Source organism: Lacinutrix sp., from assembly GCF_029238095.1.
In the GTDB taxonomy this organism is placed as follows: domain Bacteria; phylum Bacteroidota; class Bacteroidia; order Flavobacteriales; family Flavobacteriaceae; genus Lacinutrix.
Genome location: NZ_JAQWGS010000004.1, coordinates 17704 through 42394, shown reverse-complemented (window position 1 = coordinate 42394; position 24691 = coordinate 17704). Strand labels below are relative to the sequence as shown.

At 31.8% G+C, this 24691-nt stretch carries 22 protein-coding genes; 6 read left to right on the top strand and 16 right to left on the bottom strand.

Annotated elements, in window-relative coordinates; genetic code table 11:
* Position 1: 1 nt before the first annotated feature.
* The 4 genes from P8H50_RS01040 to P8H50_RS01025 all read right to left on the bottom strand — a co-directional run bounded on the left by P8H50_RS01040 (position 2) and on the right by P8H50_RS01025 (position 3379).
* Positions 2 to 469, bottom strand: coding sequence for a VOC family protein (locus P8H50_RS01040; protein WP_300204609.1), 468 nt, complete (start codon positions 467 to 469; stop codon positions 2 to 4).
* A 97-nt stretch (positions 470 to 566) separates the two neighbouring features.
* A complete protein-coding gene (locus tag P8H50_RS01035; protein WP_300204606.1) occupies positions 567 to 1271 on the bottom strand; it encodes a hypothetical protein in 705 nt (234 codons plus the stop codon).
* Between the two features lies 1 nt (position 1272).
* The gene (locus P8H50_RS01030) at positions 1273 to 2505 is read right to left on the bottom strand and encodes a M48 family metallopeptidase (RefSeq protein WP_300204603.1); all 1233 of its coding nucleotides are present in this window, start codon (positions 2503 to 2505) and stop codon (positions 1273 to 1275) included.
* Between the two features lie 73 nt (positions 2506 to 2578).
* Positions 2579 to 3379 carry an RNA methyltransferase gene (locus P8H50_RS01025; protein WP_300204599.1) on the bottom strand — a complete coding sequence of 267 codons (801 nt, stop codon included), beginning with the start codon at positions 3377 to 3379 and terminating at the stop codon, positions 2579 to 2581.
* Between the two features lie 158 nt (positions 3380 to 3537).
* Here P8H50_RS01025 and P8H50_RS01020 point away from each other — a divergent pair, with 158 nt between their 5' ends.
* The 3 genes from P8H50_RS01020 (at position 3538) to P8H50_RS01010 (ending at position 8751) form a co-directional block, all read left to right on the top strand.
* Positions 3538 to 7857, top strand: a complete 4320-nt coding sequence (locus P8H50_RS01020) for a T9SS type A sorting domain-containing protein (RefSeq protein WP_300204594.1) — start codon at positions 3538 to 3540, stop codon at positions 7855 to 7857.
* Between the two features lie 99 nt (positions 7858 to 7956).
* A complete protein-coding gene (locus tag P8H50_RS01015; RefSeq protein WP_300204590.1) occupies positions 7957 to 8223 on the top strand; it encodes a hypothetical protein in 267 nt (88 codons plus the stop codon).
* 99 nt (positions 8224 to 8322) lie between these two features.
* The gene (locus P8H50_RS01010) at positions 8323 to 8751 is read left to right on the top strand and encodes a DUF6503 family protein (RefSeq protein WP_300204587.1); all 429 of its coding nucleotides are present in this window, start codon (positions 8323 to 8325) and stop codon (positions 8749 to 8751) included.
* A 47-nt stretch (positions 8752 to 8798) separates the two neighbouring features.
* On the opposite strand, the gene P8H50_RS01005 is transcribed toward P8H50_RS01010, so the two are convergent.
* The 4 genes from P8H50_RS01005 to P8H50_RS00990 all read right to left on the bottom strand — a co-directional run bounded on the left by P8H50_RS01005 (position 8799) and on the right by P8H50_RS00990 (position 14765).
* Positions 8799 to 9164: a hypothetical protein gene (locus P8H50_RS01005; RefSeq protein ID WP_300204584.1), complete on the bottom strand. Its 366-nt coding sequence runs from the start codon at positions 9162 to 9164 to the stop codon at positions 8799 to 8801.
* Between the two features lie 45 nt (positions 9165 to 9209).
* The gene (locus P8H50_RS01000; protein ID WP_300204580.1) at positions 9210 to 10511 is read right to left on the bottom strand and encodes an amidohydrolase family protein; all 1302 of its coding nucleotides are present in this window, start codon (positions 10509 to 10511) and stop codon (positions 9210 to 9212) included.
* 78 nt (positions 10512 to 10589) lie between these two features.
* The gene (locus P8H50_RS00995; RefSeq protein ID WP_300204576.1) at positions 10590 to 13628 is read right to left on the bottom strand and encodes an amidohydrolase family protein; all 3039 of its coding nucleotides are present in this window, start codon (positions 13626 to 13628) and stop codon (positions 10590 to 10592) included.
* A gap of 69 nt (positions 13629 to 13697) precedes the next feature.
* Positions 13698 to 14765, bottom strand: coding sequence for a DUF3810 domain-containing protein (locus P8H50_RS00990; protein WP_300204573.1), 1068 nt, complete (start codon positions 14763 to 14765; stop codon positions 13698 to 13700).
* Positions 14766 to 14861: 96 nt separating this feature from the next.
* Between P8H50_RS00990 and P8H50_RS00985 the strand changes: the two genes are divergently transcribed.
* On the top strand, positions 14862 to 16322 hold the full coding sequence (locus tag P8H50_RS00985; RefSeq protein ID WP_300204569.1) for an aminoacyl-histidine dipeptidase: 1461 nt from the start codon (positions 14862 to 14864) through the stop codon (positions 16320 to 16322).
* A 100-nt stretch (positions 16323 to 16422) separates the two neighbouring features.
* Here P8H50_RS00985 and P8H50_RS00980 read toward each other — a convergent pair whose 3' ends face one another.
* From P8H50_RS00980 to P8H50_RS00965, 4 genes are all read right to left on the bottom strand, one after another.
* Positions 16423 to 17043, bottom strand: coding sequence for a hypothetical protein (locus P8H50_RS00980; protein WP_300204566.1), 621 nt, complete (start codon positions 17041 to 17043; stop codon positions 16423 to 16425).
* A 156-nt stretch (positions 17044 to 17199) separates the two neighbouring features.
* On the bottom strand, positions 17200 to 18399 hold the full coding sequence (locus tag P8H50_RS00975; protein ID WP_300204561.1) for a peptidylprolyl isomerase: 1200 nt from the start codon (positions 18397 to 18399) through the stop codon (positions 17200 to 17202).
* Between the two features lie 32 nt (positions 18400 to 18431).
* A complete protein-coding gene (gene gldI / locus P8H50_RS00970; protein ID WP_300204557.1) occupies positions 18432 to 18971 on the bottom strand; it encodes a gliding motility-associated peptidyl-prolyl isomerase GldI in 540 nt (179 codons plus the stop codon).
* Positions 18964 to 19983 (bottom strand): DHH family phosphoesterase, encoded by a 1020-nt coding sequence (locus P8H50_RS00965; protein ID WP_300204553.1) that lies wholly within the window; start codon positions 19981 to 19983, stop codon positions 18964 to 18966. Before P8H50_RS00965 ends, gldI begins: the two co-directional genes overlap by 8 nt.
* Positions 19984 to 20071: 88 nt before the next feature.
* Here P8H50_RS00965 and P8H50_RS00960 point away from each other — a divergent pair, with 88 nt between their 5' ends.
* Both P8H50_RS00960 and P8H50_RS00955 read left to right on the top strand, forming a co-directional pair.
* Entirely contained in the window at positions 20072 to 20491 is a 420-nt protein-coding gene (locus tag P8H50_RS00960) for a nucleoside-diphosphate kinase (RefSeq protein ID WP_300204550.1), read from the top strand.
* Positions 20492 to 20591: 100 nt separating this feature from the next.
* Entirely contained in the window at positions 20592 to 23165 is a 2574-nt protein-coding gene (locus P8H50_RS00955; RefSeq protein ID WP_300204546.1) for a M4 family metallopeptidase, read from the top strand.
* Between the two features lie 122 nt (positions 23166 to 23287).
* Here the strand turns inward: P8H50_RS00955 and P8H50_RS00950 are convergent, their stop codons facing one another.
* The 4 genes from P8H50_RS00950 to P8H50_RS00935 all read right to left on the bottom strand — a co-directional run bounded on the left by P8H50_RS00950 (position 23288) and on the right by P8H50_RS00935 (position 24670).
* Positions 23288 to 23479, bottom strand: a complete 192-nt coding sequence (locus P8H50_RS00950) for a cold-shock protein (protein ID WP_300204542.1) — start codon at positions 23477 to 23479, stop codon at positions 23288 to 23290.
* A 158-nt stretch (positions 23480 to 23637) separates the two neighbouring features.
* Positions 23638 to 23829, bottom strand: coding sequence for a cold-shock protein (locus P8H50_RS00945; RefSeq protein ID WP_300204538.1), 192 nt, complete (start codon positions 23827 to 23829; stop codon positions 23638 to 23640).
* Positions 23830 to 23918: 89 nt separating this feature from the next.
* Entirely contained in the window at positions 23919 to 24215 is a 297-nt protein-coding gene (locus P8H50_RS00940; protein ID WP_300204535.1) for a DUF721 domain-containing protein, read from the bottom strand.
* A 38-nt stretch (positions 24216 to 24253) separates the two neighbouring features.
* Entirely contained in the window at positions 24254 to 24670 is a 417-nt protein-coding gene (locus tag P8H50_RS00935) for a hypothetical protein (protein ID WP_300204530.1), read from the bottom strand.
* Positions 24671 to 24691 lie beyond the last annotated feature (21 nt).

Genomic DNA, 24691 nt, shown 5'->3' with positions numbered 1-24691 from the left:
GTTAATTTTTATTCTTTTCCATTTTTAACCAATCGTTGTAAGAAACTACTAAAGGTTCCTTTTTTGGAAGGTGTTTTCCTGGTAAGACTCCAATAAACTCCAAATAATGTCCATCTGGATCTGAGAAATAAATAGCAATGGCTGGTATGTTTGTAAATACCATAGGTTGTTCGGTTTTATCGTTCAAGAAATTCCAAAAGTTTAAATTGTTTGCTTTAAGAAAACTAACAGATTCATTTAATATCCAATCCCAATCGCATTGAAAAGCAAAATGCCTTACATCTATTTCTTCTTTTGGTTTTTCCCATAAGCCTAACATAGCTTGTTGTGGTTTTCCAATCCAGAATAAGGCTACGCGTCTGTTTTCCTCATAATGGTATTGCTCAAGTTTAAGTATATTGGTATAAAAGGCTATGGAACGTTCAAGATTTTCAACATATAAATGGGTTTCAAAAAGTCCTTTTATCATATCTGTTTAAGTTTTTTTATTAACAATTCTTACTAAAACTAGTCTAAAATAGTTAAACGAAGTTGCTTTTTTATAAAATAAACAGAATCATACTAGATTATATATTGTAAGACGTAAACTGTGTATTTATAATAAGGTTGTGTTTATTAATAAAGGATTCGATTTTTTTAATAGCGTCTTGAGAATAGATATAAAACCAAATTTGCCCAGAATAGTGAAACGAGCATACGGTTTTTAAATTTTGAGCATAAAAAAAGTTATAGCCATAATAATTACCTTGTACCAAGTTAAAATAGTCTGGCATCATGTTTTGTAATACTTTATAATCTGAAACCAAGAGTCCTCCAGAATAGTCTTTTTCTACAATTAACTTTTTAAAATTAGAATATGCTTTTTTGGTTGAAGGATGGTGGCCTTTTATAGTTTCATGAAACCATGGCACATTAAACAATGGAACAAAAGTGTACGCTAGATGGTGTGTTTTAGCAAATAAAGCCATAATTTCTGCTAAAAATAGGACTTCGTCTGTATCCTGTGGTGCATCTATTACAATTTTGCCAACCATTTCGAAATCTTCTTTTTTAAGATTGTCGGTAGTTTTTTTGAAATTGCTAATGTCTTTTTGTAATGATTTTTCTAATTCATCTTTAGAAAAAAATCTAACGGTTTCGGTGTCTTCATCAAAATATTCGCCAGCTTCAATAATTGTGTTTTTGGTTGGATTCTCTAGATCTTGCCAGCTAGAAACAAAAGATGCAAATATTGGATCTTTAAATACTTTTTTACGACTAATGTATTCCATATTATTTGCTTAAATTCTTAAAACGCTCTAGTAATGTAGGATGCGAGTAGTGCATAAAAACATAAGCAGGATGTGGTGTTAAATTGCTTAAACTGTTTTTAGATAATTTTTTTAGCGATGTAATTAAAGGTTGCGCTTTGTAGGTGTTTTTTGCGTAATCATCGGCTTGGTACTCGAATTTTCTTGAGAACCAATTCATAATTAAACCAGTAATTGTAGAAATAGGAGAGTACAAAATTCCAAAAGCTATTAAACCAATATGAAAGCTAGGTTTTGCAACACCTAAGGCTTGAGATAATAACGGATTTGAAATTAATAATGATAATATGTATAAGGTTAAACCTGCAAGTAATACAGAAGTTGCCAGATTAAAAATAATGTGTTTCTTTTTATAATGCCCAACTTCGTGTGCCAAAACAGCAACTATTTCCTCTTCTTCTAAATCATTTATTAAGGTATCGTAAAGCGTTACACGTTTTTCACTTCCAAAACCAGAAAAATAGGCATTTGCTTTGGTACTTCTTTTTGAGCCATCTATCACAAAAATTTTGTCTAAATTAAAACCTACGGTTTGTGCATAGTTAGAAATAGCATCACGAAGACTTCCAGATTCTAGAGGTGTTTGTTTATTAAATAATGGTACAATAAGTCGAGAGTAGAAGAGATTCATAAACAAAGTAAAACCAGCAATTAATGCCCAAGCATATAGCCAAAACGTGTTTTCTGTAGTTTGATAAAACCAAGTTAATAGCGCTAAAATTACTCCACCTATAACAATAGACATTAACCAGCCTTTTATTTTATCTATTATAAAAAGTTTTTTTGTGGTTTTATTGAATCCAAATTTTTCTTCAATTACAAAAGTTTGATAGTATGAAAAAGGTGTTGTAATTATATCGCTTCCTAACATAATAATACCAAAGAAAAGGAGTGTAATTATAATTTCGTTTTCACTAAAATCTCTAGCAATTCCATCAACTATAGCAAAACCATCCAAAAAGAAAAAGGCTAATGTTGTTATAATAGAAAAAGAAGCAGTTATTAGAGAAAAACGATAGTTAGTCTTCTTGTAATCTTGAGATTTTTGGTATTCTTCAGTATCATAAACATCGTTTAATACTTCTGGAATGACATCGTTATAATGCTTAGCATTTAAAGCATCTAATACTTGATCTATGATAAAACTAACAATTAAAATGGAGATAAAAATATAGAATAGAGTAGTTGGAGTCATAGTTTTAATAATATTTGATGAGGTTGTTAAACCTCCTTGCTGTTTTTAATTTTGTTAGTGCAATGCTGCTATATTATTTAAAATCACGTTGCCTTTTAGCCTCAAAAATAAGGATACCTGCTGCAACAGATACATTCATAGAGTCTATAGCGCCTTGCATTGGTATATTGATATTTTGTAATGCTGCTTGTCTCCATGCATCACTTAATCCTGTTGCTTCTGTGCCCAAAACAATGGCTGTCGCTTTTGTGTAATCTTGTTTATGATACTCTTGCGATTCTTGAAGAATTGCAGCATAAATATTAATTTGTTTTGACTTTAGAAATTCTATAATAGCTTCAGTAGAACCAGTTGCAATTTGGTTAGTAAATAAACAACCAACACTAGAGCGAATAATGTTTGGATTATATAAATCTGTTTTAGGATTTGCAATAATTACAGCATCTACATTAGCAGCATCTGCAGTACGTAAAATGGCACCAATATTTCCTGGTTTTTCGGGAGCTTCAGCAACTAAAATTAACGAATTGTCGTTTTTAAAAGTTAAGCTTTCCATGTTGTTTACTTTACTTTTTGCTATGGCAATTATTCCTTCAGTTGTTTCTCTGTATGCTATTTTGCTATACACGTCTTTACTAACTTCAATAATTTCGGTGTTGTTTATAGAAAGTGTCTTTAAATCTTCAGCAGAAAACAATTCAGCATAAAACAAAATACTTTTTAGCGTATAATCGCCTTTTAAAGCTAATTCAATTTCACGAATACCTTCAACTACAAATAATCCAGTTTTTTTACGTTCGCGAGATTTTTCTTTTAATAAAACAATTTGTTTTATTAATGCATTTTGAGTGCTGTTTATTTGTTTGTTAATCATTTAAATAAAGAAATACTTATATTTATCGTCGAAACAAATTTAAGCTAAATCTCTTGTTTCTAAAATATTTACTTCAAGCAATTACAAATTTAAAGTAGGAGATATAACTTGTTAATTGTTATATAAGTATAAAACCAATATAAACTAACAGCGCAATCATGAAAAAACAATTACTTACCGTTTTATTTTCATTCTTAATATCTTCTTTTATTTATGCTCAAGAAGACGCATCATTTTTTATGACACCAAGTTGCGATGGTGCAGTTGCTACAATAACAGGTGATTTAGGAGGAACATTTATTTTCAGTCAAACACCAACAGATGGAGCAATTATTGATATTTTAACTGGAGCAGTAACTAATGCAATATCTGGAAATACATACACTGTAGAATATACTACTAGTGGACCACAACCTGTATCTAGTTCTGTAAGTTTTACTGTACTTTATCAGCCAACAGCAAACATACCAGTAGATCTTGAGATTTGTGATGATGATGGTGCTGGTTTTGCAGATTTTGATTTACAAATTCAAGATCAACAAATTTTAGGAACGCAAGATCCTAATAGTTTTTATGTTTTGCATTATCTAACGCAAGCAGATGCTGAGGCACAAATGAATCCTTTAAGTAGTCCTTATACCAATACAACAAACCCACAAACAATATTTGCAGTTGTTCAATCTATTAATGGAAACTGTACTTCTAATGTGGTAACCTATAATTTAATAATAAATACATTAAATATTAATACTCAACCTTACGATCTTATTGCATGTGGAAACGGTCAAGGTATAGGTATCTTCGATTTAACAATTTATGAAAACCAAATAACTGGTGGTAATCAAGATTTATTAGTGTCTTATTATCAAGATTTAAACGATGCTAATAATAATACCAACCCAATAACAAATCCTACATTTTACGAAAACTATAGTTCACCATATTATCAAACTATTTATATAAGAATAGATAATATAAATTCAGGCTGCTATTACGTGAGTAATAATACGGCTCTTTATCTAAATGTAGAAACTTTGCAAATTATACAGCCAACACCATTGGTCGAAGAAGATCCTGATAACGATGGTTTTACTACGTTTAATTTAACAGATAAAGATTTAGAAATAACTGGTGGTGCAACTGGACTAATAATTACCTACCATGAAACAATAGTAGATGCAGATAATGATATTAATGCTCTAGTGAGCCCTTATAATAATATTGTTGCTAACCAACAAACTGTTTATGTAAGAGTAGAGAGTGTTAATAGTAATTGTTCTGCACTAGTAGAATTAGTTTTGCTTACAGAATACGCTCCTTTTCAAGTTAATTCAGCGATACTAGATGTTTGTGGAACAAATGCAACTGGTACTGCTGTTTTTGATTTAACTGCTGCAAATCCAGATATACTAAGCAGTCTTAATGTAAATGATTATACAATTGCTTACTACGAAATCTATGATAACGCTTTATCCCAAACCAATACAATAGCTAATCCCTCGTCTTATACTGCGAATCCTAATGTAACAGTTGTTTATGCAGGAGTTACAGCAACAGCGACAGGAGACTATGTAATAACTACCATTAACTTACAAATAAATGAGTTGCCAATAATTATTTTTGAAGATGTTTACAGTTTATGTTCAGGTAATACAATTATGTTAGCGCCTTACACAGTGACACAACAAGATTGTATTTACCAATGGAATACTGGAGAAGACACGCCTACCATTATGGTAACGCAATCTGGAGATTATACAGTAACTATTACTAATACAGTTACAGGTTGTGTAAATACAGATACAACAACTGTAAATATAGGCTTCTATCCAGTACTTGGTACAGCAAGTAATTTAACGTCTTGCGACCCAAATCAGGCTTACGATTTAACAATTACAATTCCTGAAATTTTAGATGGTTTAGACTTTAATCAATATACAGTAACTTTTTATGAAAGTACAGCAGATGCTGCTAATCAAGTAAATGCAATACAAAATCCATCAAGTTATTTGCCAGTAAATACAAACCAAACGATAACAGCTTCTGTAAATGAGGTTAATAGTGAGTGTTCATCGCTTTCGTTTTTCGACATTATAACAAGTAATTGTCCAGTTACAGTAACATGTGGTCAGCCTGTAACAGCCTCGTTTTGTTATTCGAATAACGAAACATTACAATACACGTATACTAGTAGTGATGGCACACCTTTACAATTGGTTATTGTTTCTGGTCAAGTTGAAAATATTTACGATGAATTAATAGTTTTAGATAGTGATGGTGTTACAAATTTAAATGCAGCGACTCCATATGGTAACGCTGGAGACCTAACAAATTTAATATTTGAAGCCTCAGGAGACACTATTACAATTTATGTAGATTCTGATGCTAGTATTGATTGCCCAGGAAGTAATTACTCGACAATAGATTACGTAGTAAGTTGTTTAGACACTTCTGCAATACCAACGTGTAATGCTGTAGTAACAACACCTCAAGATTTAGCTGTAGATGTAAATGAAAACACAGACATAACTTGGACAACAGCAACTGGTTATGTAACAGGCTATAATTTAAATCTCGTAACCTCTACAGGAGAAATTGTTTTAGATATGGTAGATGTTGGTAATGTAACCACATACGATTTTGGGACATTAAATTATGATACACAATATTTTGTTACTATTATACCTTACAATCCAAATGGTAATGCAGATAACTGTAATGCTTCAAGTTTTATAACAAGGGCAGATCCAAACGTAATGGTAGACTGTGCTTCTGGTCAATCTGTAAATACTAATTTTTGTTATACCAACAACGAAACACAACAATACAACTTTAGTAGTAATGATGGTTCCTCATTATATATTGTTTTTAACTCTGGTTCTACCGAATTTAATTTTGATGAGCTTATTGTTTTAGATAGTGATGGAACAACAAATTTAAATGCAGATAATCCTTATGGTTTAAATAATAGTGGAGATTTATCTGGTTTAACATTTACAACTACAGGAACAACTGCAACAGTCTATATACAATCTGATGGCTCTGTAATTAGTTGTGAAAATGACCCAATAGATTTTGATGTGTTTTGCGCAAGTAATATAGGATTTATAGATGTTAATGCCTTCTTAGATAATAATAACGATGGCGTTTTTAATGGAACAGATGTACCTTTTACAAACGGATTCTTTACTTATGAAATTAATAATGATGGAAACATAAGCACAGTAAATTCTAACACAGGAAGCTTTAATATAATAAATCAAGATGAAGCAAACAGTTACGATATAACTTTTGCAACAAATACAGGTTACGAGAACTGCTTTAACATTCCAACAGCATTGTTCCAGGACATTACAGTGTTAAATGGCAACACTGTAACTGTAGATTTTCCAATTACAGAGCAAATGGCTTGTGAAGATTTATCGGTTTATTTAATTCCATTTAGTTCGCCAAGACCAGGATTTAATTATTGGAACGATTTAGTTATTGAAAATTTGGGTTCAACGACTATAGCCTCAGGAACAGTAACTTTTATTCATGACACAATTGTAGATTACTTAGATGCCAATCCATTAGATTCAGGATTAACAGTTACACAAACAGCAACAGGAGCTACAGTAGATTTTACAAACCTTTTACCAGGTGAGTCAAGAGTGGTTTGGTTTAGATTATATACTCCAGTTACAGTAAACCTAGGTGAGTATGTTACAAGTTCTGTGGTCTATACAACTGCTGCAAACGACGTGGTTAGCGAAAACAATGTTTCTATAGTCACTCAAGAAGTTATTGGTTCTTACGATCCCAATGATATTAAAGAATCTCAAGGTCCAGATATTATTTATAATGATTTTGTAACAACAGACGAGTACCTTTATTATACCATTAGGTTCCAAAATGTTGGTACTGCAGAAGCTATAAATGTTAGAATAGAAAATACTGTAGATTCACAATTAGATTTAAGCACATTACAGTTTTTAAGAGCAACTCATGATGTTGTAATGATGCGAAACGGAAATCAGTTAACTTGGACATTCGATAACATTAATTTACCAGCACAATCTCAAGACGATTTTGCAAGTAATGGTTACGTTTACTATAAAATAAAACCAAACGCTGGTTATGCAGTTGGTACTATTATTCCTAATACTGCTGAAATTTATTTCGATTTTAATGCTCCAGTAATAACAAATACTTTTGAAACAGAATTTGTAGAAAATAATTTATCTGTAGATGAATTTAACGTCAATGGCTTTGCTTTATTTCCAAATCCAGCAACTAGTACTATAAATATTAAGTTAAATAATATTTCAAGTGGAACTGCCTCTATAGAAATAATAGATGTTCAAGGTAAAATAGTGATTAAAGATGTTATAAGCGAAACACTTCAGCTTAATTTTAAAAACCTACAAGCAGGATTGTATTTTGTAAAACTAAACCAAAACAATAAACAAACCATTAAGAAATTAATAATAGAATAATAAAATATAATAGTAATTTAAAAAGCTTCAGTTCACACTGAAGCTTTTTTTGTAATGTTCATTTTCAATTTACGACTCATAATCAAACTAAAATATATTATGAAAAACTACCTAATACTTGCTTTAACATTAATTATAGTCTTGGCATGTAAACAAGAAACAAAACCAGTTGTTAATGCAGACTACTTTGAAGAAAAATTAGATATAACAACATCAATCTATCCAGAAAATGTTACAAAAATATTAAATGCTCATGGAGGCATAGACCAATGGAATACCTTTAATACTTTAGTCTTCACTATAAAAAAACCAACAGGAGACGAAACAACAACAACAGATTTAAAAGACAGAAGGTCACTAATATAAACTGATGCTTTTAAAATTGGTTATATAGGAAAAGAAGCTTGGCTAATAAATAAAGGAGAAAACAAGTATGAAGGAAATCCGCAGTTTTATTACAACTTAATGTTTTATTTCTATGCCATGCCTTATATATTGGCAGATGATGGTATTACCTATACAAATGTTGAACCTCTTAAAGTTGATAGTAAAACATATCCTGGAATAAAAATTAGTTATGCAGCTGAAGTTGGCGAATCTCCAGAAGACGAATACATTATGTATTATGATGCTGAAACTAATAAAATGACTTGGTTAGGTTATACTGTAACTTATTTTACTAAAGAAAAAAGTAAAGATTGGCATTTTATAAAATATACTAATTGGCAAATGGTTAACGAAATGTTGTTACCTAAAACCTTAGAATGGTATAATGCAGATGGTTTTATAATTGGAGATAAGCGAAATGATTTATTGTTTACAGATGTTATTTTATCTAAAAATAAACTTGAAGATACTGTTTTTGCCAAACCAGAAGCAGCAGTTTCAAAATAATAACAACACTTCTTCATAATAAAAAAAGAGCCAATTGGCTCTTTTTTTTATTGTTTAATAACTACCGGAAATCGCCTTAAACTTGGGTTTGGAAAATTACCGCTAAACATGATTTGCTGTAATTCAATATTTAAACTAGGTCTAGTTTCAAGATAAATACTATTAAAAGATTCGGCTAAAGGTTTTGTAGATATTATTAATTGACCATGACGCATCTCCTCTAAACGTTGAAGTGATGTTGTATTTTTTGTTATGTTTTTACTTATAAAATCTAACCTACTATAAACCGAATTAAAAACACCAGTATTGCCAACGCTAATTAAAAAAGGCAACTCTGTTTTTTTTGCTTCTTTCTCTTGAGAAAAGCCTAGCAAACTAAACAAAGTAAAAGCAAATATTAGTGTTTTTTTCATGATTTAGAGTATAAAGTTTAATTAGAGATGTACTTCTAAATAATATTATTGCTGCTTGTATTTATTACTGTAACGTTTGTATAATTCTGTTTGGTGAGATTCTAAACTAATATCTCGTCCTTGAATATACGCTTTTTCTAACTTATTTGTTCTCATGTCTAAAGCATCACCTTCGCTAATAAAAAGCGTAGCATCTTTACCTACTTCTAGAGAACCAACCATGTTATCTATACCTAAAATTTTAGCCGTATTTAAAGTAATTAAACTCAAGGCTTGTTCTTTATTTAAACCATAAGCAGCACAAGTGCCAGCCAAAAAAGGTAGGTTTCTGGCATTCATACGTTCCATACCTCCAGCATTTTCTAAACCAACCAATACACCAGCGTTAACTAATTTATTTGCTAATTTAAATGGTAAATCGTAATCGTCGTCATCATTATTAGGTTCGCTATGTACACGTTGTAATAAGACAGGAATATTGTTTTGTTTTAATAAGCTACTTACTTTGTGAGCTTCATAGCCACCAACAATTACTATATGTTTAATATTTGTGTTTTTTGCAAAGTTTATAGCATCTGTAATACCTCTTTCTCCATCAACGTGTACATATAATTTTTTGGAGCCCTCAATAACACCTTGTAAAGCCTCAAAAGGTAGATGTCTTGGCGACTTGTTACTTGCTTGGTATGCTTTACTTTCAGCAAAGTAAGAAGCCAATTCTTCTATTTGTTTTTTATAATTTTTATTTTCTTTTAGCATCGATGGTTCTCCTAACCACCAACGACCACGAGAAAAAGGATTAGGCCAATTTAAGTGAATTCCATCATCTGCTTTAATAGCTGCGTCTTCCCAATTCCAGGCGTCAAACTGTACAATAGATGAGGTTCCCGAAATACGTCCACCTCTTGGCGTAATTTGTCCCATTAATACTCCATTAGGTCTCATAGACTCAATAATCTTAGACTCTGTATTATAGGCTATTAAGCTTCTTATGTGTGGATTCATTGCTCCAACTTCATCAGCATCATTACTGGCTCTTACAGCATCTACTTCTACTAAACCTAAAGTAGAATTTGGAGCTATAAAACCAGGATATAAATGTTTTCCTGTAGCATTCATAACTTTGCCTTGACGTGCAATTTTTGTATTGGCACTGCCAACAAAAGTAAACTTACCATTGTTAAACATAATTAGAGAATTCTCAATAACTTCTCCATTTCCTAGATGTGCAGTTGCACCTTCAATAGAAATGGCATTGGTTTGCTTAGAAGCAGGTGTTTGTTGAGCTATTACTATAGATGAAAGTAATACTGCAAAGGCTAATATTTTATAATTTAATTGTTTCATTTTGAAAATATTTTTAAATTTTGAAGACTGTAATACTTTAGAAGTCTTCTTTAATTAGATTGAAACTGAAATTGATTCTTAAAATTCTGAGTCACAGTGAAAATGTGCTTTCTCTTTCTTTTCAATCGGTTTTGTTTTTAAGCCTTTATTTTTAGCTTGAAGCATTAGTGTTGTTAATTCGTTTTTCTCTTTTTTAATTGCCTCACGTAGTTTTTTATCACGATCTATATCAAAATAAGTAATGCCATCAATAATTGTTTTTTCTGCTTTAGCATAAATAGACATAGGATGGTCGTTCCATAAAACAACATCTGCATCTTTTCCTACTTTAATACTACCAACACGATCATCGATATGTAATAGCTTAGCAGGATTTAATGTTACAAATTCCCAAGCCTCTTCCTCACTAATATTTCCGTACTTAACAGATTTTGCAGCTTCTTGATTTAAACGTCTAGACATTTCACTGTCATCACTATTTATTGCCACTGTTACTCCTGCATTATGCATAATTGCAGCGTTAAATGGTATTGCATCATTAACTTCGTATTTATAAGCCCACCAGTCGCTAAAAGTAGAACCACCTACACCATGAGCTTTCATTTTGTCTGCTACTTTATAGCCTTCTAAAATATGCGTAAATGTGTTGATGTTAAAGTCGAATTTTTCTGCAACCTTCATTAACATATTAATTTCACTTTGTACATAAGAGTGGCAACTAATAAAGCGTTCTTTGTTTAAAATTTCGGCAATTACTTCCATTTCTACGTCTTTTCTATAAGTTTGTCCGCTTTTCTTTTTAGCATCATACTCTTTGGCACGTTGGAAGTAATCTGTGTAAACTTGTTCAACTCCCATTCTTGTTTGAGGAAAACGTACAGTTTCAACATCTCCCCAATTACTTTGTTTTACATTTTCTCCTAATGCAAATTTTATAAACTTAGGCATGTCTTTATACAATAGGTTGTCTGCTGATTCTCCCCATTTAAGTTTAATAACCGCAGAACGACCACCAATTGGGTTAGCAGAGCCATGTAAAATTTGAATAGATGTAACACCACCAGCAAGGTTTCTGTAAATACTGATGTCTTCTGGATTGATTACATCTTCTTGTGTTACTTCTGCTGTAGAGTTATGTCCAGACTCGTTTACAGATGATGTTGCTATATGTGCATGTTCGTCTATAATACCAGAAGTTAAGTGTTTACCTTCTCCGTTTATAACTTGAGCATTATTTGTACTAAGGTTTTGTCCTATTTTAGAAATCTTACCATCTTTAATTAATACGTCTGTATTTTTTAAGATACCTTCTTTTTCGTTAGTCCAAACCGTTACATTTTTAAATAATATAGTTTCTTGTTTTGGTAAGGTTTCAAAACCATAAGCCATATTTGGGAAGGTTACTGGAAATAATTTATCAGTATTGGCAACGGCATCTTTGTCGCTTTTTTCTCCTTTTTCTTCATTTTTATCATCATCTCCTGCTTCTTTATCATCATCATCTTTTTCATTTTTATCATCAGCAGCTTTACTATCTGTTTTTTTAGTAGCAAAGAAAGTACTTTCGTTTCCATTAGGAAAAATAGCTTTACCACTAAAAGCACTTGTATTTTCTATATTAGCAACTAAACGAATAAATTCTTGCTTTATAGTATCTACAGTAGAGAAGGTAAGATTCATCCAATCCTCATCAAAACTAATTTTAGAGCCTAAAGTTTTATTGTCTGCTTTTACTTGAGATTTCAACTTTTCTATTTTTCCTTTAATAGACAATTCGTAATCTGTATTACCAAGATTAAAAGTGTAATCACCACGAATATCTTTTTGGTTTAAAGGCTTTAACTCGTTTTTAGTTCCAGCAACCCAGTTTTGAAACAGAGTTGTTTCTTTATCAAATATATCGCCAGAGGTTACTAAAAAGTTAGCATAAGCTCCTGTTTGTAAGCTTCCTATTTCGTTGCTTTTACCAAGTATTTGAGCAGGAATTGTGGTTAATGCCGCTAAAGCCTTGTCTTTAGGTAAGCCAGCTTCTATGGCTTTTAAAAGGTTTGGCATAAATTCTTTAGCATCTTTAAGCTTATAGGTTGATAAGGCAAATGTTACATTGTTTTCAGCTAAAATTTTAGGGTTGTGTGGTTTTTGGTTCCATTCGCGTAAATCTGCTAAATCAACAGAGTTTGCTAAAAACGGATTTTCCATATCGTAAGCATCTGGAAAGTTTACTGGTAGAATAAAACTTCCATTAGTTGCTTTAATTTCTTTTATATATTCATATTCATCTCCACCACCAACAAAAACATACTGTGTATTAAATTGATCACCAATTTTATCCAAACGTAATGCATTCATTTTACTTCCTGCTTCAATAATTTGAACAAGGTTTTTATTAGCATTAAACGCTTCTAAACTTCTGTCTTTTTCTTTTGCTGTTCCTGTTTGGTACCATTTAGCATCCATATTTACTTGGCGCAATAAAGCAAAAGAACCCATAATTGAATTTGGATAAGACTGTCTAGAAGTGGCACTTTTACTTGTGCCTAAAAATTGTGCCGATTTTGTACTAAGAATTCTATTTGCATTAGATCCTTCAGAATTTAATGCTACTAAGGTTCCTGTACCACGAATAATCCCGTCTTCAATATGCGTATTTACAACGCCAAAACCTGCAGCAATTAGCTTTTCGGCTTCTTTTGTATTGTAGCTAAATTTATCGATAGCATTTTGTTCTGCTCTAATATGGTCGTTCCAGTAGTGTCCTTCTCTTTCGGCATCATATTGTGGTGTTCTAGAGTTGCTACCTGATCTTTTAGGTTTTTCTACACCAAAAGTAGAGTAGAGGTCTATAAAAGAAGGATAAACGCTTTTGCCACTTAAATCTGTAACAACAGCGTTTTTTGGAATAGACACATTGTTACCAATAGATACTATTTTACCATCTTTTATAACCATGGTACCATTCTCTATAACCTGAGTAGGAGAGACGTGAATTTCAGCATTTGTAACTACTGTGTAATTAGAACTTATGGTTTTTACACCATCGTTTTTTGGGACATTTTCCTGTGCGAATACATTAATTGTTAGCACAAGACATGCAAGTAGAATTGTTTTTTTTATCATGAGATAGTTTAATAGGATAATAATTTCTAAATATAATAATTAGAATTATTCTAATACAAACGAATACTGTTAAAGTGTTTTATCTTGGAGATAATTTACTAAAAGTGCGACAACGTAACTATAACTTTTCATGCCTCCTTTTTGGTTATTAGCTTCTAAGTAGTTGTTATATGTAGTTTGAAATAAAGGTTCTATTGGGTTTTCATGGCTCATCCAGAACTCGCGAACCTCTTGATAATTTTTTAATATTCCTGGATTAATGGTTTTTAGAAGCGTGTCGTATTGTTGAGGATTTCGTCTATACACCTCATGAAGACAATGGCGTAATCCAAAAGTATAACCAGAATATTTAAAATAAAGGTCTTTATGATGTGTTGCTGCTAAAAAACCAATAAAATTAGCCTCGTTTTCTGCTGCATAACCTAATTGGTGCGCAATTTCATGAGCTGTAGTTGTAGGGAATTTAAATACAGGAATTAAATTGTTAATATGTGCTTCGTTGGTTAACGGATTTAAATAACCACTAAAACCCATATAAGTAAGTGGTAAGCTTAACAGCGATTTTTTTATGCTCACTCCTTTATATTCTAATTCTGGAAATATTTTTTGAAGCCCAGCATAACTTTCTGGTGTTTTAGTAATAACTTCAGATTTGGTATACGGAAACTCAACTTTTAAAGTGTCGTTTTTTACAATTTTAAGATGAATAGCGTTAGACCTATCAATAAGATTTTTAGTCACTATAGTTAATTCCTCTGTAGTATAATCTGCTTTTAAGTTTAGGTTTTCATGAAGCGGTAAGCGGTAATAATTCATGGCCCAAAATAAATGAAAGGCTATATAAATAAAAGAAACTGCAGCAAAAACATCAATTAACCAATGTTTAAAATTCTTTAGCATACGTTTTCTATTGATTACTAGCCATCTTATTATATATAAAATACCAAGGCTATAGATTAAATCTCCAAAAGAAAACGGTATCCAACCTAAAGTATAACGAAACAATTTAGACGTAATAGTGTACAAACCTTTGCTGTAATAGGCTTCAATAAAATTCGGAAATTTCGCTAACACCTTGACTATTAGAAAAGCAGGTATAATAGCGAATGCAATAAGAATTTTTTTGTTTTTCAGCATGGTTCAAAAATAGTTAATTTTCTGTTAGACCTCCTAGGTTTTAACAAGGAGATAGGTCTTTTTTGTATTTTAGCATTTCAAATTAAAATATTAAAAATGAATTCAGAAATAAGAGCCTTAGAACCAAAACTATTGTGGAATAAATTTGCAGACTTAAATGCAGTACCAAGACCCTCTAAAAAAGAAGAGCGTGTGATTGCTTTTATGAAAGATTTTGGAGTTAAACTAGGCTTAGAAACCATTGAAGATGAAGTTGGAAATGTTATTATTAAAAAACCAGCAACTTCTGGAATGGAAGATCGCGTGACTATTGTTATGCAATCGCACTTAGATATGGTTCACCAAAAAAACAACGACACTGTATTCGATTTTGATACTCAAGGTATCGAGATGCATGTAGTTGGTGATTGGGTAAAAGCAAAAGGCACTACTTTAGGCGCAGATAATGGCTTAGGTGTAGCAACTATTATGGCTATTTTAGAAAGTACAGACATACAGCATCCTGCTATTGAAGCGTTGTTTACCATAGATGAAGAAACAGGAATGACAGGCGCCATGGGCTTAAAAGGAGGTTTGCTTTCTGGTGGTATATTATTAAATTTAGATACCGAAGAAGACAATGAAATAGGTGTAGGTTGTGCTGGTGGAGTAGATGTTACAGCAACAAGAACCTATAAAGAAGAAGAAACACCAGAATTTAAAATAGGTTACAATATTACAGTAAAAGGTTTGCAAGGTGGACACTCTGGAATGCAAATACATGAAGGTTTAGGTAATGCTAATAAAATAATGAACCGTTTGCTTTTTGATGGTTTCGAGAATTTTGGATTGCGTATCTCTGAAATAGATGGTGGCAGTTTAAGAAACGCCATACCAAGAGAAAGTCTTGCTATTGTTGCTATAGATGCCATACATGAAGCTGTTTTTAATACCGAAATGGACTTGCTTGCTAAAACCATTAAAACAGAATTAAAAACCATGGAGCCAGACTTAGAAGTTATAATTTCTAAAACAGGAACACCAGAAAAAATAATGGATTTAGGTGTCCAAGAAGGCTTAACACGTGCTATTTATGCTGCTTTAAATGGAGTTCATCGCATGAGTGCAGATATTCCAGGTTTAGTAGAAACCTCTAATAATGTAGCAAGAGTTATTGTAAAAGATGGTGCTATTAAAATAGGTTGTTTAACACGCTCATCTGTAGAGAGTTCTAAAATAGATTTAGCAAATATGTTACGCGCCACTTTTGAGCTTACAGGCTGCGAGGTAGAATTGTCTGGCGATTATCCTGGTTGGACTCCAAATATGGACTCTTCTATATTAAAAGTATTAAGCAGTTTGTATGAGAAATTAAATGGAGAAAAAGCACATGTTGCAGCTTGCCACGCAGGATTAGAATGTGGTATTTTAGGACAAAACTATCCAGATTTTGACATGATTAGTTTTGGACCAACCATAAAAGGTGCACATAGTCCAGATGAACGCGCAAGTATCTCTTCTGCTAAAAAATACTGGGAATTTGTTTTAGAGATTTTAAAGGAAATACCTAAAAAGTAATTAATACAGAATCTTTTTTTCAACAAAAAAGCACAATCTTTAGATTGTGCTTTTTACGTTCTATTTATATATTATTAAAAACTGTACTATTAGTTTAGTTTTACGATACATTTAATATTTTTTCACAATCCTCCTTGTAGCTATCAAGTAAAGCTTGTGAAGTGTAAGTAATAAATTGTACTGATCCATCACTGCCTGAATAATAGTATCCATAATATGAAAATTTAATTCCTTGTAAGGTTCCATTCATTTGAAGATGAAGCACCTTAATACCATTTACAATTCTATATTCTTCGGTAACAACTTTTAAATCTGGTGCAGCATCTCTTCCGTTTTGTATTGCTATGGCTTTTAAAGATTCTATAGGTATTTCTAGCTTTTCACATATTATCATACCATATAAGTCTTCACCTTTAAGCTCAAGTTCATATTCAGCAGCAGCATTATCTATAGCTTTGCTAAATGACCATAATGTGGGATCTAAATAAAAACCAAAATCTAATTTGCTGCTTTTTAGTAAAAAAGTAGATTCTTCATCTGTTTTAAATACTTTTGTATTTGTTGGTGTTTCTTTTTCTATAGAATCTTCTTTGTTTTCATATTCCCAACTTCCGTTTTCAAATAAAATTACTTGTTCACCTGTTTCTGTAACCGCTTTTTGTTGTGCCTTAGAAATATTGAATGCTAGAAGGTATAATAATAGTAACGTTATGTTTTTCATATTTCAAATATAATTAGATATAGTGTTAAATATTTTTAATAGTTTAAACGAATTTAGTACATTTTACTATATCAAAAAAACAAATCAGTTTTAAACTTAAACAGCCTTTTAATTACTTTTAAAAGGCTGTTTATTATTAATTAGAAAATAGTATTACTACTGAATCCCTTTTATTTCAATATCAAAATATAAATCTGTATTTGGTTGTACTCTTGGTGCTCGTCCTGCTGCACCATAACCTAAATAACTTGGTACATAAACTCTAGCTTTATCACCAACATTCATTCTTAGCATAGCTTCTCTAAAACCAGGTACTAAACTTGCAGATTCATTATAAATACTTGGAAACGGTTTGTATGCTCCGGCTTTGTCTTGTTGCTCGTTGTATTGGTTCATTTTTTTAGCAACGTCTGCATATGTGGTGTACAACAGGTTACCATTCATAAAGTAAGCACTACAATTTACTAATACTTTATCTGCACTGCTAGGTTTTACTTCTTTTTTAGCTTTGTTTAGGTACATAAGCATTCCTGTAGGAGACTCAAAAAACTCACCACCATAATTAGCGTTTGCTTTCTTAAAATCTTCGCCTGCTGCTTTCGCTTTTTCTTTAACCAATTCTATTTCTTTTTGCTGCATTGCTTTCCATTGCTCCGCTAATAAAGGTTCTTGTTCTGTAAATACTTTTACAGCATCAAACGCTTTTGCAGCTTTTCCTTTTCTAATTATAGTTACTTTATTAATCACCACATCTTCAAGTGGTCTGTTTAGTGTTTTACCTTCTTTAGAAACCGGAACATTAGATATAGAGTCTTGTATCTCTAAGCCCTTAACTAATTCACCAAATACTGGATGACAACTCACACCACCTTGGTCGCAATTTTTTAATGTTCCATCCGCATTATAAGCATCACCTCTTAAATAAGGGACTTCTGTAATAAAAAATTGTGAGCCGTTTGTTGTAACTCCTCCAGAATTTGCCATAGAAAGAATACCACCTTTGTTATGGCTTAATGTTTTATCGAACTCACTATGGAATTTAAAACCAGCACTTCCCATTCCAGTTCCAGTTGGATCTCCTCCTTGAATCATGAAATTATTCATGACACGATGAAAAATAACACCATCGTAAAAAGGTTTGCCTTTTAAAGTGCTGTCTAAACTTGGGTGATTACCTTCTGCTAATCCAACAAAATTAGCAACAGTTACTGGTGCTTTTTCGAAATATAGTTTAGCAACCATTGTACCTTTATTGGTATTAATTTCTGCGTATAATCCATCTTCTAAATCTGGATATTGTTCTTGGCATGAGAATGCGCTCATACTAACTAATAGTGCAATAATAAAAAGTTTCATAGAGTTTTTAATGTTATTCATTTTAAAAAATATTATTTATTTGTTATGGAATTTACTGTGACTTCGCTAATTAATGGTGTGTTTCTTCCTATTCTGTTTTCATCTCCATAATAACCATAAGCTTTTTGAGATGGAAATATAAAAGTAAAGGTTTCACCAGCTCTCATTTCTTTTAAGCCTTCTCTTAGTCCTGTAAAAAGGGCTTCTTGGTCCATGGCATAATCTCGAGTTTTTAATTCTTCTTTGGAGTAAATAAGTGTACCATCTAATGCAGAAAGGTTAAAGTTGAAATTTACAATATCTCCAAATTCTGGTAATTTAGAGGCGTTTACACCTACAACAGTATCTTGAGTGTACCAAAAGCCATATTCTGATGCCATAAACTGCTTGGTGTCTTGGGTTTTAATGTAAGCTTCTATAGCTTTTTCTTCGGCTTCGTAAAGTTTTTTGTTACGTATTACAGATTCACTAATAAAGGAACCAGACTTTACTGTTTCTGGTTTTCTAGCTTCTGGAGTTTTGCATGACAAAGCGCAAGCAAAAACAAAAAGTAAAACAAGGCGTTTATTCATTATTAAGGGCTTTACTATACGATGGTAATATACTAATAAATTTTTCAACTGTAGACTCTAAAGACGTATCGCTTTTTCCTCCTGCTGCGTTGGTATGACCACCACCTTCAAAATGAGCACGAGACATTTCGTTTACAGAAAAACCACCTTTAGAACGCAACGATATTTTTATAATACCTTGTTTTTTATCTTCAATAAAAATGGCTGCTAAAACCGTTTTGTCTAGCGATAACGCATAGTTAACAAAACCTTCTGTATCTCCTTTTTTGTAATCTAAATCACGTAACTCTTGTTGCGATAAGGTAATATATGCAGTTTTATGTTCTGGTAATACTTTTAAATTACTTAAAGCACAACCTAATAATTGTAAACGGTTATAACTGTTAGTATCGTATACGTTGTTGTGTATTAAAGTATTATCTGCACCTTTATCTATTAAATTGGCTATAATTCTGTGCGTTGTACTTGTTGTAGAGCGAAATCTAAACGACCCAGTATCTGTCATAATCCCAACATAAAGACAAGTAGCTATTTCAGCATTAACCTTGTCTAAAGCGTCTAGTTTATCTAAAAAATGATATACCATCTCACAAGTAGAACTCATTGAGACATCGCTAAACATATATTTAGCAAAATCGTCTGGTTGTTGGTGATGGTCAATCATTATTTTTAAAGCTTTACTCTGTGCTAAAATCGTTTCCATGTTTCCTGTACGATGTAAGGCATTAAAATCTAGAGTAAAAATAACATCTGCATTATTAATAAAAGCCTCAGACGCTTCTGTTTCTGTTTCATGAATACCTACAGTTTCCACTTTTGGTAACCATTTTAAAAAATCAGGAAAATCGTTTGGCGCAATAACTTTTGCATCATGATTTAGTTGTAACAAGTAGTTTAAAAGCCCTAATGTAGAGCCCATAGCATCTCCATCTGGGTTTCTATGTGGTATAATTGCAATTTTTTTAGGAGTTGCTAATAGTACCTTAATCTCCTCGATATCTTGTGTATTCATAGGTCACGAATATACAATTTTTTAATAGTTTTTATAATTGTTTTTACGAAGAAATACACTACTTTTGCAGCCATAAAAAAATAATATAATGGCAACAAATAGAACATTTACAATGCTTAAGCCTGATTCTGTTGAAAAAGGAAACATTGGCGCAATCTTAGAAAAAATTAATGCTTCAGGTTTTAGAATCGTAGCAATGAAATTAACGCAAATGACTACAGCAGATGCTCAAGCATTTTACGCAGTACATAACGAAAGACCTTTCTTTGGTGAGTTAGTAGAGTACATGACTCGTGGTCCTATAGTAGCTGCTATCTTAGAAAAAGATAACGCAGTAGAGGATTTTAGAACTTTAATTGGTGCAACTAATCCTGCAGATGCTGCAGAAGGAACGATACGTAAGCTATACGCTGCTTCTATTGGAGAAAATGCAGTACATGGTAGTGATAGCGATGAAAACGCAGCTATTGAAGGTGCTTTTCATTTCTCAGGAAGAGAGATGTTTTAAGCATTTAATCGATAAAAACAAACATTTAAGCCTAACTTTAACAAGTTAGGCTTTTTTTGTTCACTGTAATCTGCTAATTTAGCGAGACTTAAAAAAAATTATGAAGATTACTAGATACCTAGTGGTTATGAGCTTGTTTTTTTCAGTAATGACTCAAGCGCAAAATACCACAACAGCCATCAACGCTTTTGAGCAGAAAACTAAAGCTAGCGTTACAATTAATCAGGATTCTAATGTTCCTGAATTTATTAAGTTTTCAAACGACAATCCTTTAAATTTAAAAGGAAACACAATTACAGAAAAAACATTTGATTTTTTAAATTCAAATAAGTCAATTTATGGAATTGATGATATAAGTAGTACAATAAAATTGAATACAACAGCAGTAGATAATATTGGCTTTCAACGCGTTGTTTTAAATCAAGAGTATCAAGGTGTGCCTGTTTACGATGGTAAATTATTATTTCATTTTAATAAGCAAAATAATTTAACTGCAATAAATGGTAATTATATTACAGATATTAAATTAAATGCTTCACCTTCTTTTTCAAAAACTGAAGCGCTTTTAATTGCAATAGGGACTATTAAAAATCAAGATATTAATTTCTCTGGTGAAACATTATTTGTGCATGATACTAAGTTGTATGTTTTTCAAAAAGGATTAGCTCAAGGTTATATAGGTGGGAATTATTTGGTATACCAAATAGAAGTTCGAAATAACAAAGATGTAAGAGAGTTTGTTTTTGTAAATGCGCACAATGGAGAAGTTGTAGAACAATTTACAGGTATTGCTCATGCCATGGATCGGGAGATTTTTGAAGGTAATACAGGAAACTTGATTTGGCAAGAAGGAGATGCTTTTCCTGGTTCTTTAACTATTTGGCAACAAAATGAAGTAGAGGCTTCTGCTCATGTATATCATTTTTTCAATCACGCTTTTGGTTATGCTTCTTATGATGGAGCAGATGCTAAAATGCGAACGATAAATAACAATCCAGGTATTTCGTGTCCAAATGCAAATTGGAATGGATCTACAGCCAATTATTGCGATGGTACAGCTTCAGACGATGTTGTAGCGCATGAATGGGGACACGCATATACAGAATATACTAGTGGGTTAATATACCAATGGCAATCTGGAGCAATAAATGAATCTTACTCAGATATTTGGGGAGAAACAGTAGATCTTTTAAATAGCTATCAAGATGCAGATGATAATCATGCATTACGCACTAGTTGTAATAGTAGCGACCGCTGGAGAATGGGAGAAGATGCTTCTGCTTTTGGTGGTGCCATAAGAGATATGTGGGATCCAACTTGTAATGGTGATCCAGGTAAAGTTACAGATGTACAGTATAAATGTGGTACAGGAGATTCTGGAGGTGTGCACTCAAACTCAGGAGTTCCAAATCATGCTTATGCACTATTAGTAGATGGTGGAAATTACAACGGACAAACAATAACTGGTATTGGTTTTACTAAAGCAGCTCATATTTTTTGGAGAGCACAAAGTCAATATTTAACTGCAACTAGTGATTTTACAGATTTAGCCAATAGCCTAGAAGCTGCTGGTTCAGATTTATTAGGAATAAACCTTCAAGGTTTATCTACAACAGGAACTGCTGTAGGAGCTTCCGGAGAAATAATTACAACTTTTGATTTGCAACAATTAACAAATGCAATTTTAGCTGTAGAATTGCGTATTGTTCCCTCTCAATGTGGTTTTACTTCTCTTATAGGAGCTGCACCAGCTATGTGTGCAGCAGGAATTAATAATTCAATTTATTTTGTAGATTGGGAAACTGGTACAGATGGCTGGAGTTTTAGTCAGGTTCCAACAGGAGCAACGTGGACTTCTAGAGATTGGGAATTAGTAACAAGTTTACCAAGTGGTAGAACAGGTAGTGGTGTTTTTGCTATTAATGCACCAATTGGTGAAACTTATGGTGGTAATTGCTCAACAGATTTCCAAAATGGTGTTATGCAATTAGAAAGCCCGATTATTACCATGCCAAACGTTGGTGCTGGAATTTTTGAAATGGCTTTTAATCATTATGTTGCCACAGAATTTAAGTGGGATGGTGCAAATATAAAATATAAAATAAATAATGGTCCTTGGGATCTTTTACCTGCATCAGCATTTATTAATAATGGTTATAATTCTTCAATTAATTCTGCAGCAGCTGGTAATGATAATCCTATGCAGGGTCAAGAAGCTTTTACAGGAACAGATGGAGGTTCTAATGCGGGAAGTTGGGGAACTAGTGTAATAGATTTATCATCTTTAGGTTTAAATTCTAACGGAACCATACAATTTAGATTTGATATGGGAACTGATGGCTGCAATGGTATAGAAGGTTGGTATCTAGATGAGATTACAGTTTACAATTGTAATTATAGTTTAGCTGTATCAGAGTTTGATACTATAAATAGTTTGGTTACAGTGTATCCAAATCCATCTAACGGAATTTTTAATCTTAAGAAAACAGGACAAATCAATCTATTAAAAGTAGAGATTTATGATATTAACGGACGATTTATTAAAACGGAAGACTTAACTAAAATGAATACTACTAAATCTATTGATTTATCGCAAGCAACTTCTGGATTGTATTTTATGACTATAACAACACAAGATTCTAAAGCTACTGTTATTAAGATATTAAAAGAATAAAGTAAGATTACTTACTATAAAAAAGTACAATTAGCGGTTACTTTTTTTTATGAATAAAACAGTAGAAAATAGAAAAGCCACTCTTAGGAGTGGCTTTTGCTTAAAAAATTATGTAGTATATATTAAATAACTTTAACGTTAACTGCGTTTAATCCTTTTTTACCTTCTTGTAGATCGAATTCAACTTCGTCGCCTTCGCGAATTTCGTCAATTAAACCCGAAATGTGAACAAAATGGTCTTTGTCTACACCTTCTTCTGTGATGAAACCAAATCCTTTAGCGTCATTGAAGAATTTTACTGTGCCTTTACTCATTGTAATAAATTTTAATATTAATTATTTAATTATTTGCAAAGATGATGCCATTAATTCACATGACCTATTATTTCCTCTTTTTTTTGATTAATGCCCAAAAAAAAGCTCACTAAATAAATAGTGAGCTTTTCTTGTAATAAGGTAAATTGAATATTTAATTATACTACTTTTACGTTTACTGCGTTCATACCTTTACGACCTTCTTGAAGATCGAATTCTACTGCATCTCCTTCACGAACTTCGTCGATTAATCCAGAAATGTGTACGAAATGGTCTTTGTCTGATCCATCTTCAGTTATAAAACCGAAACCTTTAGAATCATTGAAAAATTTTACTGTGCCTTGAGCCATTTTAAAAAAATTTAATTTATAATAAGAAACAAATATACTATTTTATATTAAATAATCTATTTTATTTTTTTAGTACCAATTAAATAGTACTACCTTAAAATTATTTTTTTAATTAACTCTTTACCTAGTTCTTCGTTAAGCATAGCTATCATTTTATCTTTTCCGTAACTGAGTTCTTCTCTTAAAACACTTGAACTTAATTGTACATAGAGTGTTTCATTTTTTAAATCTATTGTAGTTGTGTAATTGTTCACACCGTTTCCCATAAGGTTAGACCAAGCCTCGCGCACATTAACTTTGTTTAAACCTTTATCTAGTTTATTGCTTTCTACAAAATCTTTTAGAGCGTCTTGTATGTTTAAAATGTTATTATTACGTTTTGCCATGTTTATCTTTCCAGAAACGGAAGGCTTTTTTTAATTTATTATTCTATAATTATTGGTTTGTAACGTTTGTATAAATATACATCGTTATTTTGGTTCACAATTTTTAATTGGTTTTCATTTGCCATTAAAATAGTTTCTTTCCATTTGGAGAATGCTGTTGAATAATATAAATGTAAACTATCGTTTTCTGTTTTAAGCTTAAAAACTTCTACGTCTTTTGAGGTTTCATATTTACCATCAAAACGCGGAGACATCTTTTTTCTAAAACCATTTAAACTGTCTTTAACAGATATGTAGTCTATGGTTTGATTTACTGTGTATTCTTTTTTAAAACCACTAGATAGTGTTACACTTTCAATTTCCCAGTAACCATCAATATGTTGGATATAATGTTCTGGATTATGAGAACAACATAGAATTAATGTTATTAAAAGAGTGTAAAATGTTTTTTTCATAATAATATTTAAAATGCATTT

Excerpts from the sequence above, each read along its gene's own strand:
- P8H50_RS01010 (WP_300204587.1), top strand. The coding sequence starts at position 8,323 with ATGTTTTATTTCTATGCCATGCCTTATATATTGGCAGATGATGGTATT.
- P8H50_RS00945 (WP_300204538.1), bottom strand. The coding sequence starts at position 23,829 with ATGGCTCAAGGCACAGTAAAATTTTTCAATGATTCTAAAGGTTTCGGT.
- P8H50_RS00940 (WP_300204535.1), bottom strand. The coding sequence starts at position 24,215 with ATGGCAAAACGTAATAATAACATTTTAAACATACAAGACGCTCTAAAA.
- P8H50_RS00990 (WP_300204573.1), bottom strand. The coding sequence starts at position 14,765 with ATGCTGAAAAACAAAAAAATTCTTATTGCATTCGCTATTATACCTGCT.
- gldI (WP_300204557.1), bottom strand. The coding sequence starts at position 18,971 with ATGAATAAACGCCTTGTTTTACTTTTTGTTTTTGCTTGCGCTTTGTCA.
- P8H50_RS01035 (WP_300204606.1), bottom strand. The coding sequence starts at position 1,271 with ATGGAATACATTAGTCGTAAAAAAGTATTTAAAGATCCAATATTTGCA.
- P8H50_RS00950 (WP_300204542.1), bottom strand. The coding sequence starts at position 23,479 with ATGAGTAAAGGCACAGTAAAATTCTTCAATGACGCTAAAGGATTTGGT.
- P8H50_RS00965 (WP_300204553.1), bottom strand. The coding sequence starts at position 19,983 with ATGAATACACAAGATATCGAGGAGATTAAGGTACTATTAGCAACTCCT.
- P8H50_RS00935 (WP_300204530.1), bottom strand. The coding sequence starts at position 24,670 with ATGAAAAAAACATTTTACACTCTTTTAATAACATTAATTCTATGTTGT.
- P8H50_RS00995 (WP_300204576.1), bottom strand. The coding sequence starts at position 13,628 with ATGATAAAAAAAACAATTCTACTTGCATGTCTTGTGCTAACAATTAAT.
- P8H50_RS01005 (WP_300204584.1), bottom strand. The coding sequence starts at position 9,164 with ATGAAAAAAACACTAATATTTGCTTTTACTTTGTTTAGTTTGCTAGGC.
- P8H50_RS00955 (WP_300204546.1), top strand. The coding sequence starts at position 20,592 with ATGAAGATTACTAGATACCTAGTGGTTATGAGCTTGTTTTTTTCAGTA.
- P8H50_RS01030 (WP_300204603.1), bottom strand. The coding sequence starts at position 2,505 with ATGACTCCAACTACTCTATTCTATATTTTTATCTCCATTTTAATTGTT.
- P8H50_RS00980 (WP_300204566.1), bottom strand. The coding sequence starts at position 17,043 with ATGAAAAACATAACGTTACTATTATTATACCTTCTAGCATTCAATATT.
- P8H50_RS01020 (WP_300204594.1), top strand. The coding sequence starts at position 3,538 with ATGAAAAAACAATTACTTACCGTTTTATTTTCATTCTTAATATCTTCT.
- P8H50_RS01000 (WP_300204580.1), bottom strand. The coding sequence starts at position 10,511 with ATGAAACAATTAAATTATAAAATATTAGCCTTTGCAGTATTACTTTCA.
- P8H50_RS00960 (WP_300204550.1), top strand. The coding sequence starts at position 20,072 with ATGGCAACAAATAGAACATTTACAATGCTTAAGCCTGATTCTGTTGAA.
- P8H50_RS01015 (WP_300204590.1), top strand. The coding sequence starts at position 7,957 with ATGAAAAACTACCTAATACTTGCTTTAACATTAATTATAGTCTTGGCA.
- P8H50_RS00985 (WP_300204569.1), top strand. The coding sequence starts at position 14,862 with ATGAATTCAGAAATAAGAGCCTTAGAACCAAAACTATTGTGGAATAAA.
- P8H50_RS01040 (WP_300204609.1), bottom strand. The coding sequence starts at position 469 with ATGATAAAAGGACTTTTTGAAACCCATTTATATGTTGAAAATCTTGAA.
- P8H50_RS01025 (WP_300204599.1), bottom strand. The coding sequence starts at position 3,379 with ATGATTAACAAACAAATAAACAGCACTCAAAATGCATTAATAAAACAA.
- P8H50_RS00975 (WP_300204561.1), bottom strand. The coding sequence starts at position 18,399 with ATGAAACTTTTTATTATTGCACTATTAGTTAGTATGAGCGCATTCTCA.